General features: G+C 62.1%; 11 protein-coding genes. 10 read left to right on the top strand and 1 reads right to left on the bottom strand.

Annotated elements, in window-relative coordinates; genetic code table 11:
• The first annotated feature begins 17 nt into the window (after window positions 1-17).
• The 9 genes from nuoN to LPB73_RS13055 all read left to right on the top strand — a co-directional run bounded on the left by nuoN (window position 18) and on the right by LPB73_RS13055 (window position 9,063).
• Entirely contained in the window at window positions 18-1,454 is a 1,437-nt protein-coding gene (nuoN, locus tag LPB73_RS13095; protein WP_231080812.1) for an NADH-quinone oxidoreductase subunit NuoN, read from the top strand.
• The gene (locus LPB73_RS13090; protein WP_120290019.1) at window positions 1,455-2,273 is read left to right on the top strand and encodes a biotin--[acetyl-CoA-carboxylase] ligase; all 819 of its coding nucleotides are present in this window, start codon (window positions 1,455-1,457) and stop codon (window positions 2,271-2,273) included.
• Window positions 2,270-3,934: a ribonuclease J gene (locus LPB73_RS13085; protein WP_231080811.1), complete on the top strand. Its 1,665-nt coding sequence runs from the start codon at window positions 2,270-2,272 to the stop codon at window positions 3,932-3,934. The genes LPB73_RS13090 and LPB73_RS13085 overlap by 4 nt, the downstream gene beginning before the upstream one ends.
• Before the next feature lie 31 nt (window positions 3,935-3,965).
• Window positions 3,966-4,388, top strand: a complete 423-nt coding sequence (mce, locus tag LPB73_RS13080; protein WP_068730877.1) for a methylmalonyl-CoA epimerase — start codon at window positions 3,966-3,968, stop codon at window positions 4,386-4,388.
• Window positions 4,389-4,395: 7 nt separating this feature from the next.
• On the top strand, window positions 4,396-4,671 hold the full coding sequence (locus LPB73_RS13075; protein ID WP_175367093.1) for a DUF1467 family protein: 276 nt from the start codon (window positions 4,396-4,398) through the stop codon (window positions 4,669-4,671).
• A 56-nt stretch (window positions 4,672-4,727) separates the two neighbouring features.
• The gene (locus LPB73_RS13070; protein WP_089264551.1) at window positions 4,728-5,108 is read left to right on the top strand and encodes a hypothetical protein; all 381 of its coding nucleotides are present in this window, start codon (window positions 4,728-4,730) and stop codon (window positions 5,106-5,108) included.
• Window positions 5,109-5,678: 570 nt separating this feature from the next.
• Window positions 5,679-6,998, top strand: coding sequence for a proline--tRNA ligase (gene proS / locus LPB73_RS13065; RefSeq protein WP_089264550.1), 1,320 nt, complete (start codon window positions 5,679-5,681; stop codon window positions 6,996-6,998).
• A gap of 76 nt (window positions 6,999-7,074) precedes the next feature.
• Window positions 7,075-8,355: a lipoprotein-releasing ABC transporter permease subunit gene (locus LPB73_RS13060; RefSeq protein WP_068730873.1), complete on the top strand. Its 1,281-nt coding sequence runs from the start codon at window positions 7,075-7,077 to the stop codon at window positions 8,353-8,355.
• 9 nt (window positions 8,356-8,364) lie between these two features.
• Window positions 8,365-9,063 carry an ABC transporter ATP-binding protein gene (locus LPB73_RS13055; RefSeq protein WP_068730961.1) on the top strand — a complete coding sequence of 233 codons (699 nt, stop codon included), beginning with the start codon at window positions 8,365-8,367 and terminating at the stop codon, window positions 9,061-9,063.
• 59 nt (window positions 9,064-9,122) lie between these two features.
• On the opposite strand, the gene LPB73_RS13050 is transcribed toward LPB73_RS13055, so the two are convergent.
• On the bottom strand, window positions 9,123-9,422 hold the full coding sequence (locus tag LPB73_RS13050) for a DUF3551 domain-containing protein (RefSeq protein ID WP_175367092.1): 300 nt from the start codon (window positions 9,420-9,422) through the stop codon (window positions 9,123-9,125).
• Between the two features lie 695 nt (window positions 9,423-10,117).
• Here LPB73_RS13050 and dnaE point away from each other — a divergent pair.
• Window positions 10,118-13,600: a DNA polymerase III subunit alpha gene (gene dnaE / locus LPB73_RS13045; protein WP_231080809.1), complete on the top strand. Its 3,483-nt coding sequence runs from the start codon at window positions 10,118-10,120 to the stop codon at window positions 13,598-13,600.
• The last annotated feature ends 160 nt before the right edge of the window (window positions 13,601-13,760 follow it).

The raw sequence follows: 13,760 nt of genomic DNA, 5'->3' as shown, positions 1-13,760 counted from the left end.
GATCAGGATAACGCGCAATGACGATTACGACCGCCGGATATTCCCTGCTGCCCGTACTGCCGGAGCTGATGCTCGCGGTTGGCGCCATGGTGCTGCTGATGATCGGTGCCTTCAACGGACCGAAGTTCACGGGCTTGGTCACCACGCTCGCCGTCTGTCTGCTGGTGGTGGTCGGCGCGGCTGAAATCATGCTGCCTGCGGGCAAGCATGTCACCTTCGGCGGCAGCTTCATCGTCGACGATTATGCGCGCTTCCTGAAGGTGCTGGCGATTATCGCGTCGGCCGTGACGCTGATCCTGTCGCGTGAATTCCTCGCGGACCAGTCCCGTCGTATTTTCGAATACGCCATCCTGGTGCTGCTCTCGACGCTCGGCATGATGGTGCTGATCTCGGCCGGCGACTTGATCATGCTGTATCTCGGCCTCGAATTGATGAGCCTTGCGCTCTATGTCGTCGCAGCCTCTAACCGCGATAATGCAAAGTCGACCGAAGCCGGCCTGAAGTATTTCGTGCTGGGCGCGCTGTCGTCCGGCATGCTGCTCTACGGCGCTTCTATGATCTACGGCTTTACCGGCACGGTGTCCTTCGCCGGCATCGCCGCCGAAGCCAAGACCGGCAATATCGGCCTGGTGTTCGGCCTGGTGTTTCTGCTCGCCGGCCTCTGTTTCAAGGTTTCGGCCGTGCCGTTCCACATGTGGACGCCCGATGTCTACGAAGGCGCACCGACGCCCGTCACGGCCTTCTTCGCCTCGGCCCCGAAGGTTGCAGCACTCGCTGTGTTCACCCGCGTCACGCTGACCGCGTTCCCGGGCATCGTGGTGCAATGGCAGCAGGTCGTGGTTTTCGTGTCGCTGGCCTCGATGGTGCTGGGCTCGTTCGCCGCCATCGGCCAGACCAACATCAAGCGCCTGATGGCCTATTCGTCGATCGGCCATATGGGCTTCGCGCTGGTCGGCCTTGCCGCCGGCACGCAGGAGGGTGCGCAGGGTGTGCTGGTCTATATCGCGATCTATGTCGCGATGACCCTCGGCACCTTCGCCATCATCCTGACCATGAAGCGCAATGGCCAGCCCGTTGAGACGATCAAGGATTTCGCCGGCCTGTCGCGCACCAATCCGATCATCGCCTTCTTCTTCGCGATGTTCCTGTTCTCGCTGGCAGGCGTGCCGCCGCTGGCCGGCTTCTTCGGCAAGTTCTACGTCTTCATGGCGGCCATCAAGTCGGGCCTGTTCGTACTGGCCGTGGTCGGTGTGTTGGCCAGCGTGGTGGGTGCGTTCTACTACCTGTCCATCGTGAAGCTGATGTATTTCGACGAGCCGGTCGGGAAGCTCGATCCGATGCGCGTTGAACTGCGCACGGTGCTGGCAGTGGCGGGTCTCTTCAACGTGCTGTTCTTCGTCTATCCGGCGCCTCTGGTCAGCGCGGCGGCATTCGCAGCGAAGTCGCTGTTCTAGATGGCATTTTCGCTCGGTCCCCGAGCCCTCGCGGCGGGCACGAAGCTCGCCGCATTCGACTCAACCGGTTCGACCAATACTGAAGCCATGGACCGCGCGCGCGCAGGCGAGCGCGGTCCGATGTGGTTTGTCACAACGGAACAGACCGCGGGACGTGGGCGACGGCATCGGCCGTGGGTCGCTCCCCGCGGGAACCTCGCCAGTTCGGTTCTCGAAGTTCTTGATGTGACGCCCTCAGTTGCGGCGACACTGGGCTTCGCCGCCGGCGTTGCCGTTGAGAAGGCGCTCCGACAGATCAGCGTCGAAGCCGCGATGCGGGCGCCGCAGTCGGCCGCGAATGACTATCGGCTGAAATGGCCGAACGACGTTCTGGCGGGCGGGCACAAGCTTGTCGGAATGAATCTGGAGGCGGAGGCAGCGCCGAACGGCCAGCTTGCTGTTGTCGTCGGCATCGGCACCAATGTGGTGGCGGCCCCCGACAATATGCCTTATCCGGTTGCTTGCCTGCATGCGATGGGCGTCAGCGCCAGCGCCGAAGACCTGTTTGCGGCGCTTTCGGACACCTGGCAGGAGATGCGCGGCATCTGGGATTCCGGCCGCGGGTTTGCCGAGATCCGGCGACAGTGGCTGGAGCGTGCAGCAGGGATCGGTCAGCCGGTGTCCGTGGACAACGGGGTACAGACGATTTCGGGAATTTTCGACACCATTGATGAGGCCGGTTGTATGATTGTCGCGACAGCGGATCGCCGGCGAATCCCTATTACCGCCGGCGACGTTCATTTCGGATCGGCCGCGTCGACAAGGACAGTACGCAAATGACGCGACCCAACGAATTGACCTTCGCACCGCTGGGAGGCGTCGGCCAGATTGGCATGAACCTGTCGATCTATGGCCTGGCCGGGAAGTGGCTGGCGATCGACCTCGGCGTCTACTTCGGCGACGAGGAACATCTGCCCGGCATCGATCTGGTGATGCCCGACGTGCGCTTCCTGGAAAAGGAAAAGAAGAATCTCGTTGGTCTCGTGCTCACCCACGCCCATGAGGACCATTTCGGCGCCATCATCGACCTGTGGCCCAAGCTGAAATGCCCGATCTATGCGACGCAGTTCAGCGCCGCATTGTTTGAAGCCAAATGCGCCAGCGAGCGCAATCCGCCGAAGATCCCCGTCACCGTGGTGCCATCGGGCGGCCGCATCAATCTCGGCCCGTTCGATATCGAGTTCATTCCGGTTGCGCATTCGATTCCGGAATCCCATGCGATCGCGCTGCACACGCCGCTCGGCACCGTGCTGCATACCGGTGACTGGAAGATCGATCCGACACCGATCATCGGCCCGCCAACCGACGAAAAGCGGCTGCGCGAACTCGGTGATGCCGGCGTACTGGCCATCATCGGCGACTCCACGAATGCGGTGCGCGATGGCCGCTCACCGTCCGAAACGGAGGTTGCCGCCACGCTCACCAAACTGGTGAAGGCTGCCAAGGGCCGCGTCGCCGTTACGACCTTCGCATCGAACGTGGCCCGGTTGCGGGCCGTTGCCGAAGCGGCGCAGGCCGCGGGCCGCGAAGTCGTGCTGGTCGGCCGCGCCATGGAGCGCGTCGTGCAGGTGGCCCGCGAATGCGGCTATCTCGATGGACTGCCGGCGTTCCGCAACGCCGACTATTACGGCCATTTCCCGCCGGACAAGGTGGTGGCGCTGTGCACGGGCAGCCAGGGTGAAGCGCGCGCGGCGCTGGCGCGTATCGCCAGCGACGATCATCCGATGGTGACCCTCAACAAGGGTGATACGGTGATCTTCTCGTCGCGGACCATTCCGGGCAACGAGAAGGCGGTCGGCACCATCATCAACGGTCTTGTCACGCAGGGCATCGAGGTGATCACCGATCGCGATGCGCTGGTGCATGTGTCGGGCCATCCGCGCCGCGACGAATTGCGCGACATGATTTCCTGGGTTCGTCCGCAATTGCTGATCCCCGTCCATGGCGAGGCGCTGCATCTGCATGAGCATGCCAAGCTCGCGCGCGCCTGCGGCGTGCCTCGGACCATGATCGTCAAGAACGGCGACCTGGTGCGCCTGGCGCCCGGCGATGCTGCCGTCATCGACGAATTGCCGTCGGGCCGCATGTTCAAGGACGGCCTCATTCTCGAGGATTCCAAATCCCGCGCCGTAAGCGAGCGGCGCCGGCTGTCCTTTGCCGGCTGTGCGTTCGTGGCATTGGCCGTGACCATGAAGGGCGAACTGGTCGACGACCCTGCGGTCGATCTGATCGGCATTCCCGAAAAGAACCTCAAGGGCGAGGTGATGGAGGATGTCGTGTTCGACATCGTCGTCAACATCGTCGAGAACCTGCCCAAGGCGCGCAAGCGCGATCCGGATGCGATGGCGGAGTCGGTGCGACGCGCTGTCCGTTCCTCACTCGCCGATCAATGGGGCAAGAAGACGATGTGCTACGTTCACATCCTGCAGGTCGAAGACTAAAAGCAAAGAAACAAAGACTACGGAGGACACCATGCTGGGCCGGCTCAATCATGTGGCGATTGCCGTCGCGGATGCGGAGAAAGCTGCGAAGATCTACGGCACCGCCTTCGGTGCCGAGATTTCCGCGACCGTGCCGCTGCCGGAGCATGGCGTGATCACGGTGTTCGCGACGCTGCCGAATACCAAGATCGAATTCATCCAGCCGCTCGGCGCGGATTCGCCGATCGCTAAATTCGTCGAGCGCAATCCTGACGGCGGCATTCATCACATCTGTTACGAAGTGCCTGACATCATCGCGGCACGCGACAACCTGATCAAGGAAGGCGCGCGCGTGCTTGGCGACGGCCAGCCGAAGATCGGCGCCCATGGCAAGCCTGTGCTGTTCCTGCATCCCAAGGACTTCTCGGGCGCGCTGGTAGAGATCGAACAAGCTTCCGAAATCGAACAGTCCTGAGGACGCGATGGCCTATACGATCTCGACGTCGCTCGCGGTCTATTTCGTCATCTGGTGGATCACGCTGTTCCTGACGCTGCCGTTCGGCGTGCGCAGCCAGCATGAGGACGGCGAGGGTACCGACGGCACCGATCCCGGTGCGCCTGTGCTGGCCCGGATGGGGCGCAAGCTGATCTGGACCACGGTGATTTCCGCCGTGCTGTTCGCGGGCGGCATGTATGCGTATCGCATGGACTACTTCAACATCGAGCGGCTCTCGAAGCTGATGGGCGTGCCGATCTGAGAGCGATCTTTAACCTGCGGAGTCTGTCCTTTCAGGTGTCGATACGGAGCTGACGCATGAAGCGCTTTCTGCTTTTTCTGTTGCTTGGGCCGGCTGTCGGTTTCGCGGTTTTCGAGCTGCGCGAAATTGCCAGCGGCAGGATCATCGGCGGCTTTCCCGGCTTCATTATGGGATTGCCCTTTGCCTACTGGTTCGGGCTGATCCCGTCGCTGGTGATGTGGCTTGAGGACTGGTTCCTTGAAGACAAGATGCAGCTGTGGCCGAAGGTGCTGACCTCGGCGCTTACTGGCTATGTCGTGAGTATCGGGATGATGTTGATCTGGACGTCGGTGTCGATTCCGCTGCGTCAGATTCTTACATTCGGGATCGTCGGCGCGGTACAGGGCCTGGTCTGTTCGTGGCTGTCGGGCATCAAGCCGAAGGGTGGTGCGCTGTAATACGCGGCGCTTTGCATCTCCGAAAAAAGGCCGGCATGGATGCCGGCCTTTTTTCGTCTCGGACGATATGAAGTGTCGCTATCGTTGTCGGGAATCTGCCGAAAAAAAAGAGCAGGGCCGCAGCCCTGCTCGGAAAATTGTGTCGACCCTATTACCCCAAACTTTGGATTTTATCCTTGCTTAGCGGGTTGACGCTGCTTGAGCGCGTCAGGGCTCCTCCCGAGACTTGGACCACCAGACTCTGTCCTTACGAACCGCCTGAGCTGTGAGTCGTAGCTTAACTTTTTTTGTTTGTCACCAATTTCGGCAATGTGTGTTCAAAATTTAGGCCAAGGGTAGAATCGCGACCTTTTACGCGATTTCCGGTCACGCTGGGGTCGCTGTGGCCGACATCGGAAATGGAGATATTTGACAGCCTGGGAAGCAATTCGCCAGGCGAACGGAATTAAGCCCCGATTGCCAGCTCCATGTCCTAGACTGCCCGGCGTCCGACCCGTCGCCCTTGTATTTTGGCGGCCGATCCGGTTTCACTCGCGTTCTCCCGTGTCCCTCCGATTCCCAGGCCTAACCATGCGATTGTCGCGCTATTTTCTGCCCATTCTCAAGGAAACGCCGAAGGAAGCCGAGATCGTCTCGCACCGGCTGATGCTGCGCGCGGGCATGATCCGGCAGGAGGCCGCCGGCATCTATGCCTGGCTGCCGCTGGGCCTGCGGGTGCTGAAGAAGATCGAGGCGATCGTCCGCGAGGAGCAGAACCGGGCGGGCGCCATCGAGCTCCTGATGCCGACATTGCAGCTCGCCGATCTCTGGCGCGAAAGTGGGCGCTACGACGCCTATGGGCCGGAGATGCTGCGCATCGTCGACCGCCACAAGCGGGAGCTTCTCTACGGGCCGACCAACGAGGAAATGATCACCGAGATCTTCCGCGGTTATGTGAAGTCCTACAAGAGCCTGCCGCTGAACCTGTACCACATCCAGTGGAAGTTCCGCGACGAGCAGCGTCCGCGTTTCGGCGTGATGCGCGGCCGCGAATTCCTGATGAAGGATGGCTATTCGTTCGACATCGACGAAGCCGCGGCGAAACATTCCTACAATCAGATGTTCGTCGCTTATCTGCGCACCTTCGCGCGCATGGGCCTCAAGGCGATCCCGATGCGCGCCGAGACCGGACCGATCGGCGGCGATCACTCCCACGAATTCATCGTGCTCGCCGAAACCGGCGAGTCCGGCGTATTCTGCGACAAGAACGTGCTCGATCTGCCGATCCCGCCGGCCGATGTCGACTATAGCGGTGATCTCACGGGCATCATCAATCAGTGGACCTCGATCTATGCGGCAACCGAAGACGTCCACGACGCCGCGCGGTTCGAGAGCGAAGTGCCGGCCGAGCGGCGGCTCAACACCCGCGGTATCGAAGTCGGCCAGATCTTCTATTTCGGCACCAAATATTCCGACGCGATGAAGGCAACCGTCGCGGGCGCCGATGGCGCGGAGACGCCGATCCATGGCGGCTCCTATGGCGTCGGCGTGTCGCGGCTGCTGGGCGCGATCATCGAGGCCTGCCACGACGAGAACGGCATCAAGTGGCCCGAGGAAGTGGCGCCGTTCCGTGCTGCGATCCTCAACCTGAAGCAGGGCTCGCCCGATACGGATGCGGCCTGCGAGGCGCTCTACAAGGAGCTCTCGGCCAAGGGCGTCGATGTGCTCTATGACGACACCGACCAGCGCGCCGGCGGCAAGTTTGCCACCGCTGACCTGATCGGTGTGCCCTGGCAGATCCTCGTTGGCCCGAAGGGGCTGGCCGAAGGCAAGGTCGAGCTGAAGCGGCGCGATGACGGTTCGCGTGAGAATATCAGTGCCGCTGAGGTCGTCGCAAAGCTGACGTCCTGACGACTTATCCACTGCGTGGTCGCCGCATCACTCACGATGCGGCTAGAATAAGCCCGATTCGTATGGGAGTCGGGCGATGGATGATGCCATGAGCGAGCCAGTTCGAACCCCACCCTTCGCCGCCTTCGAATGGCTGCTGTCCGGACGCTATCTCCGCGCGCGCCGTAAAGAGGGATTCATCTCCGTCATTGCCGGCTTCTCGTTCCTCGGCATCATGCTCGGCGTTGCCACGCTGATCATCGTGATGGCCGTGATGAACGGCTTCCGCAAGGAGCTGCTCGACAAGATCCTGGGTCTCAACGGGCATCTGCTGGTGCAGCCGCTGGAAAGTCCTCTGACCGACTGGAAGGATGTCGCCGACCGCATCAGCGGCGTGAATGGCATTCGTCTCGCGGCGCCGGTCGTGGATGGCCAGGGATTGGGATCATCCGCGTTCGGTGCTGCCGGCATCTTTATCCGCGGTATTCGCTCTGGCGATCTCAATAACCTCACGTCGATCGCCAAGAACATCAAGCAGGGCACGCTCGAAGGCTTCGATGACGGGCAGGGTGTGGCGATCGGTCGGCGGCTGGCAGATCAACTCTCGATCCACGCCGGCGACATGATCACGTTGATCTCGCCGAAGGGGGCGGTGACCCCGATGGGCACGACGCCGCGCATCAAGCCCTACAAGGTTGCTGCCGTCTTCGAGATCGGCATGTCGGAATATGACTCGACCTTCGTGTTCATGCCATTGGCCGAGGCGCAGACTTACTTCAATCGCCCCTCTGACGTGACCTCGATCGAGGTCTACACCAACAATCCCGACAGGATCGACGAGTATCGCAAGCTCGTGACCGAGGCGGCCGGGCGACCGATCTTCATCGTCGATTGGCGGCAGCGCAACTCGACCTTCTTCAATGCGCTGCAGGTCGAGCGCAACGTCATGTTCCTGATCCTGACGCTGATCGTGCTGGTAGCGGCGCTGAACATCGTCTCCGGCCTGATCATGCTGGTGAAGGACAAGGGCAGCGATATCGCGATCCTGCGCACCATGGGCGCCTCTCAAGGCTCGATCATGCGGGTGTTCCTGATCACGGGTGCCGCGATCGGCGTGGTCGGCACGCTGGTCGGCTTCTTCGTTGGACTACTGGTCTGCTTCAACATCGAGACGATCCGGCAATTCATCTCGTGGATGACATCCACGGAGCTGTTCTCGCCGGAACTGTATTTCCTGTCCAAGCTGCCGGCCGAGGTCGACGTCGGCGAAACCAGCGCGGTGGTTATCATGGCGCTGACGCTGTCGTTCCTGGCGACCCTCTACCCGTCGTGGCGCGCCGCGCGCCTCGATCCCGTCGATGCGCTAAGATACGAGTGAGTGACTGATATGGCGCAAGGGGCAGATGATGTACCGGTGGTCTATCTCCACGACATCAAGCGGCAATACACCCAGGGCGAAAGCGTTCTGACCATTCTCGACAATGCCAAGCTGGCATTGTGGGCGGGGCAGTCTGTCGCGCTGGTGGCGCCGTCCGGCTCGGGCAAGTCGACGCTGCTGCATATTGCCGGCCTGCTCGAGAGCCCGGATGACGGCGAGGTCTATGTCGGCGGCACCGCGACCTCGGGCCTGTCGGACACCGAGCGCACCCAGATCCGCCGCACCGATATCGGGTTCGTCTACCAGTCGCATCGGCTGCTGCCGGAATTCACCGCGCTGGAAAACGTCATGCTGCCGCAGATGATCCGCGGCCTGAAGCGCTCCGAGACGGTTGCCCGCGCCAAGGAAATCCTGGCCTATCTGGGTCTGGCCGAACGCATCACACATCGCCCTGCGGAGTTGTCGGGCGGCGAGCAGCAGCGCGTTGCGATTGCCCGCGCGGTGGCCAATGCGCCGCGCGTGCTATTTGCGGATGAGCCGACGGGTAATCTCGATCCGCACACCGCGGATCATGTCTTCAAGGCGCTGATGCAGCTGGTGAAGGCGACCAAGGTGGCGATGTTGATCGCGACCCACAACATGGAACTGGCTGGCCGTATGGATCGGCGGGTGTCGCTGGAAAACGGCAAGGTCGTCGAACTCGACTGACCCCGCCACTCGTTTCATTCGAGAGAGAAAAAGCGAGGCGCCGCGGACGGCGTCGTCGCTCAGTAGCTGCTCTTACGCTTGCGCTTCACGCGCGGCTGCTGCGGCGCGTAGGTCTGCGCATAGGCCAGCGCCGGATTGGCAAAGCAGGTCAGGCCGATGCCCGATGCCGTCGCGGCGCACTGCGCATAGGTGCGGTAGCTGCAGTCGTCGTCGTCATAGAGCGAGCGCATGCAGAACGGATAACCGCTCGGCGTGTTGAACGAGAACGGGCCGGGATCGGTGCGCTGTGCTGCGGCGGGCGTGACGGTGAGGGCCGAGAGGGCGCCGAGGGCGACCAGAGCAAGCAGGGCTGCGCGCATCGAATTCTCCTGCCGACTCAGATGGCCGGCTGCGTGTGATCTCTGACCGGCACAAAGCCGGTCCGAGAGGTATTCGTCAACTCACAAAGCCGGATTCCGCTCCGCATCTGGCGCCGGAAACATGCCGTAACAGGGCTTGTTCGGCACAGGCGACGCAATACGGCGTAGGTGATCGCCGGCGAGGGATGGCCTTGGCTGGCTGGGCGTAAAGCGTGCCGGCTCGCCGTCTTAACCATTCGGAATATGAGGCGCGACGCGCCCGGATCGGCTGCTTGACTCAGGAACAGAATGAGAACAATGTTCTTCATATGTTCCAGAGATCACGGAGGCCACCATGTTGAAGACCTTTGTTGAAGAAGCCGCTGCGCTGGCATCGATCGTTCTGTTCGTCGGCATGATTGCGGTTTGGGCGCAACTGATCCCCCAGCTGTGATCTTGCTCCCGGACGCTGGCTGCGAAGCTGGCGCCGGAACACCGGGGAAGCACTCTCCGGTGGATACGGGAACGCTCCCGGGGAATGCGGGAACGCTCCCGGGGAATGCGGGGACGCTTCCGGGCCCGAGCGGGTTTCACATGGACTTGGCCGGGGGCAGGCATCACCATAGGGCAGCGAGTCGGCCTGAACAGGCTGCCGCGATCCCCAGTGTCGATGACTGCCCAGATCGGGCGCTGCAAAGTCCGGAACGCCCCACGCCATGAGTCAGAAGCCCGCCGCCGCGTCGAATGCCGGATTTGTCCATCTGCACGTGCATTCGGCCTATTCGCTGCTGAAGGGCTCGATCAAGATCCAGAAACTGGCGGAACTGGCGAAGGCCGACCATCAGCCAGCGCTGGCGCTGACCGACAGCGACAACATGTTTGGCGCGCTGGAATTCTCCGAGAAGCTGGTGGGCTACGGCATCCAGCCGATCACCGGCTGCGAGGTCGCCATCGATTTCGGTGACCAGGATCCGAACGCCCGTAATGCGCTGAACGCCGTGATGCCGCGCATTGTGCTGCTGGCTGCCAAGGAGCGCGGCTATCAGAGCCTGATGAAACTCAACTCGCGCGCGTTTCTGGAAACCCCGGTCAATCATGCGCCCCACATCAAGCTGGACTGGCTGCTGGAGGAAACGGAAGACCTGATCGCGTTGAGTGGCGGTCCGGACGGTCCGATCAATCAGGCGCTGCTCGCCGATCAATCCGCGCTTGCCGCTGCGCGTTGCGACCGGCTCGCGTCGCTATTCGGCGATCGACTCTATATCGAACTGCAGCGTCATGGCGCCGAGAAGGAGCGCCGCGCCGAAGCCGGTTTGATAGACTTGGCTTACGCCAAGGGCCTGCCGTTGGTGGCAACGAACGAGCCGTATTTTGCCGCCGCGGATGACTATGAGGCCCATGATGCGCTGCTATGCATCGCCGGTGGCAGGATCATTGCCGAGACGGACCGCGAGCAGCTTACCACCGATCATCGCTTCAAGACCCGCGCCGAAATGGCAGTTCTGTTTGCCGACATCCCCGAGGCATTGGCGTCAACCGTCGAAATCGCCGAGCGCTGCTCGTTCCGGCCAAAGACGCGCAAGCCGATCCTGCCGCGCTTCACGGTCGGCGCCGGCAGTAACGCCGAAGGTGCGGCCCAGGAGGAATCCGACGAGTTGCGCCGTCAGGCCGAGGAGGGCCTGCGCAAGCGTCTCGAGATCCACGGCGTGTCACAGGGCAAGAGCGAGGAGGAATACCACGCTCGGCTCGACTTCGAACTTAACGTCATCTCCCGCATGAACTATGCGGGTTACTTCCTGATTGTGTCCGACTTCATCAAATGGGCGAAGGCACAGGGCATTCCGGTGGGGCCGGGCCGCGGTTCGGGCGCGGGCTCGCTGGTCGCCTGGGTCTTGACTATCACCGATCTCGATCCCTTGCAGTTCAATCTTCTGTTCGAACGCTTCCTCAATCCGGAACGCGTCTCGATGCCAGACTTCGACATCGACTTCTGCCAGGATCGCCGCGGTGAGGTGATCTCCTATGTGCAGCAGCGCTACGGCCGCGATCAGGTCGCGCAGATCATCACCTTCGGTACGCTGCAGGCGCGCGGCGTGTTGCGCGACGTCGGCCGGGTGCTGCAGATGCCCTATGGCCAGGTCGACAAGCTGACCAAGCTGGTGCCGCAAAATCCTGCGGCCCCTGTGACCTTGGCTGCGGCGATCGAAGGCGAGCCGAAGCTGCAGGCGCTCCGCGACGAGGATCCGATCGTCGCCAAAGCCTTCGATATCGCGCAGCGCCTCGAGGGCCTGACGCGCCACGCTTCGACCCACGCAGCAGGCATCGTGATCGGCGACCGGCCGCTGTCGCAGCTCGTGCCGATGTATCGCGATCCGAAATCGGACATGCCGGTCACCCAGTTCAACATGAAATGGGTCGAGCCAGCAGGTCTCGTGAAGTTCGACTTCCTCGGCCTGAAGACGTTGACGGTACTTGACGTCGCCGTGAAGCTGCTCAAGCAGCGCAATATTGACGTCAATCTTGCGACCACGCCGATTACCGACGCCAAGAGCTACGAAATGCTGGCGCGCGGTGAAGTGGTCGGCGTGTTCCAGGTGGAAAGCCAGGGTATGCGGCGCGCGCTTGTGGACATGCGGCCCGACCGTTTCGAGGACATCATCGCGCTCGTCGCGTTGTATCGTCCGGGCCCGATGGCGAACATCCCGACCTATTGCGCGCGCAAGCATGGCGATGAAGAGCCGGAATATCTGCATCCGATCATCGAGCCGATCCTGAAGGAAACTTTCGGCGTTATCATCTATCAGGAACAGGTGATGCAGATCGCGCAGGTCATGGCCGGCTATTCGCTCGGTGACGCCGACCTGCTGCGCCGCGCGATGGGCAAGAAGATCCGCGCCGAAATGGAAAAGCAGCGCGAGATCTTCGTTGCAGGCTCTGTCAAGAACGGCGTGCCGAAAGGGCAGGCCGATACGATCTTCGATCTGCTCGCGAAATTCGCCGACTACGGTTTCAACAAGAGTCACGCCGCGGCCTATGCGCTGGTGTCGTATCACACCGCCTATATGAAGGCGCATTATCCGGTGGAGTTCATTGCGGCGTCGATGACACTCGACATGGGCAATACCGACAAGCTGTCGGAATTTCGCGCCGAGGCGCAGCGGCTCGGTATCAAGGTCGAGGCGCCGAACATCAATCGTTCGGGCGTCACCTTCGAGGTCAGCGACAACACGATCTATTATGCGCTGGCCGCGTTGAAAGGCGTCGGCGCTGGCGCCGTCGAGCTGATCGTCGCCGAGCGCAACAAGAATGGTTTGTTCACGTCGCTTGCCGACTTTGCGTCGCGCGTGAGCCCACGCGCCGTCAACAAGCGCATCATCGAAACACTCGCTGCGGCCGGCGCCTTCGATACGCTCGATCCACATCGTGCCCGCGTGCATGGCGGCGCGGATGCTATTTTGGCCGCCTGCCAGAGCGCCCACGTGGATACGACAATCGGTCAGGGAAACATGTTTGGCGGCGCGGCCGATGCGCCGACCATCATGCTGCCGCAGATCGACAACTGGCTGGCGGCGGAGAAGCTGCGCAAGGAATACGACGCTATTGGCTTCTTCCTGTCCGGCCATCCGCTCGATGACTATGCGACCGCCCTGAAGCGACTGCGGGTGCAGAGCTGGGCCGAGTTCTGCCGCGCGGTCAAAACCGGCGCTACGGCGGGCAGGGTGGCGGCTACCGTCGTGTCCCGCATGGAGCGGCGGACCAAGACCGGCAACAAGATGGGCATCATGGGCCTGTCCGACCCGACCGGCCATTTCGAGGCGGTGCTGTTCTCCGAAGGGCTGGCCCAATACCGCGACGTGCTGGAACCGGGTACCGCGGTGTTGCTGCAACTCGGTGCCGAACTCCAGGGCGAGGACGTTCGGGCCCGGGTTCTCCACGCGGAGCCTCTGGATGCCGCCGCTGCCAAGACCCAGAAGGGGCTCAGGGTGACCATGAAGGACACCAAGGCACTGGATTCGCTGGTAAAACGCCTCCAACCGCAGCCGAGCAATGCCGCCGGCGGGGGCGACGTCTCGCTGATCCTTCGCCTCGACCTGCAAACTGAGGTCGAATTCAAGCTCGAAGGCCGGTTCCAGGTGTCCCCGCAGATCGCCGGAGCCATCAAGGCGGTTTCCGGGGTGGAAATGGTCGAAACGCTTTGAGCTGGCAACCCGCGCGGTAAACCGGCCGAAGCCGCCGGATTTCCTTGCTTATCCCGGGAATCCGGCTATAAGCCGGCCCATCTCACACGGAAGCATGGCTTAATCGCCGTCCGGTGGCATCCGGGCTGCACGGCAGAATCCTCTGCCCGAACGCTCGTTT

Origin of the sequence: Tardiphaga sp. 37S4, from assembly GCF_021044645.1 — a bacterium.
Lineage (GTDB): Bacteria > Pseudomonadota > Alphaproteobacteria > Rhizobiales > Xanthobacteraceae > Tardiphaga > Tardiphaga robiniae.
This window is presented reverse-complemented; position numbering and strand designations above follow the sequence as displayed.

What these genes read in the sequence shown, in the direction of transcription:
- nuoN (WP_231080812.1), top strand. Translation starts at nt 18, where the DNA reads ATGACGATTACGACCGCCGGATATTCCCTGCTGCCCGTACTGCCGGAG.
- LPB73_RS13090 (WP_120290019.1), top strand. Translation starts at nt 1,455, where the DNA reads ATGGCATTTTCGCTCGGTCCCCGAGCCCTCGCGGCGGGCACGAAGCTC.
- LPB73_RS13085 (WP_231080811.1), top strand. Translation starts at nt 2,270, where the DNA reads ATGACGCGACCCAACGAATTGACCTTCGCACCGCTGGGAGGCGTCGGC.
- mce (WP_068730877.1), top strand. Translation starts at nt 3,966, where the DNA reads ATGCTGGGCCGGCTCAATCATGTGGCGATTGCCGTCGCGGATGCGGAG.
- LPB73_RS13075 (WP_175367093.1), top strand. Translation starts at nt 4,396, where the DNA reads ATGGCCTATACGATCTCGACGTCGCTCGCGGTCTATTTCGTCATCTGG.
- LPB73_RS13070 (WP_089264551.1), top strand. Translation starts at nt 4,728, where the DNA reads ATGAAGCGCTTTCTGCTTTTTCTGTTGCTTGGGCCGGCTGTCGGTTTC.
- proS (WP_089264550.1), top strand. Translation starts at nt 5,679, where the DNA reads ATGCGATTGTCGCGCTATTTTCTGCCCATTCTCAAGGAAACGCCGAAG.
- LPB73_RS13060 (WP_068730873.1), top strand. Translation starts at nt 7,075, where the DNA reads ATGGATGATGCCATGAGCGAGCCAGTTCGAACCCCACCCTTCGCCGCC.
- LPB73_RS13055 (WP_068730961.1), top strand. Translation starts at nt 8,365, where the DNA reads ATGGCGCAAGGGGCAGATGATGTACCGGTGGTCTATCTCCACGACATC.
- LPB73_RS13050 (WP_175367092.1), bottom strand. Translation starts at nt 9,422, where the DNA reads ATGCGCGCAGCCCTGCTTGCTCTGGTCGCCCTCGGCGCCCTCTCGGCC.
- dnaE (WP_231080809.1), top strand. Translation starts at nt 10,118, where the DNA reads ATGAGTCAGAAGCCCGCCGCCGCGTCGAATGCCGGATTTGTCCATCTG.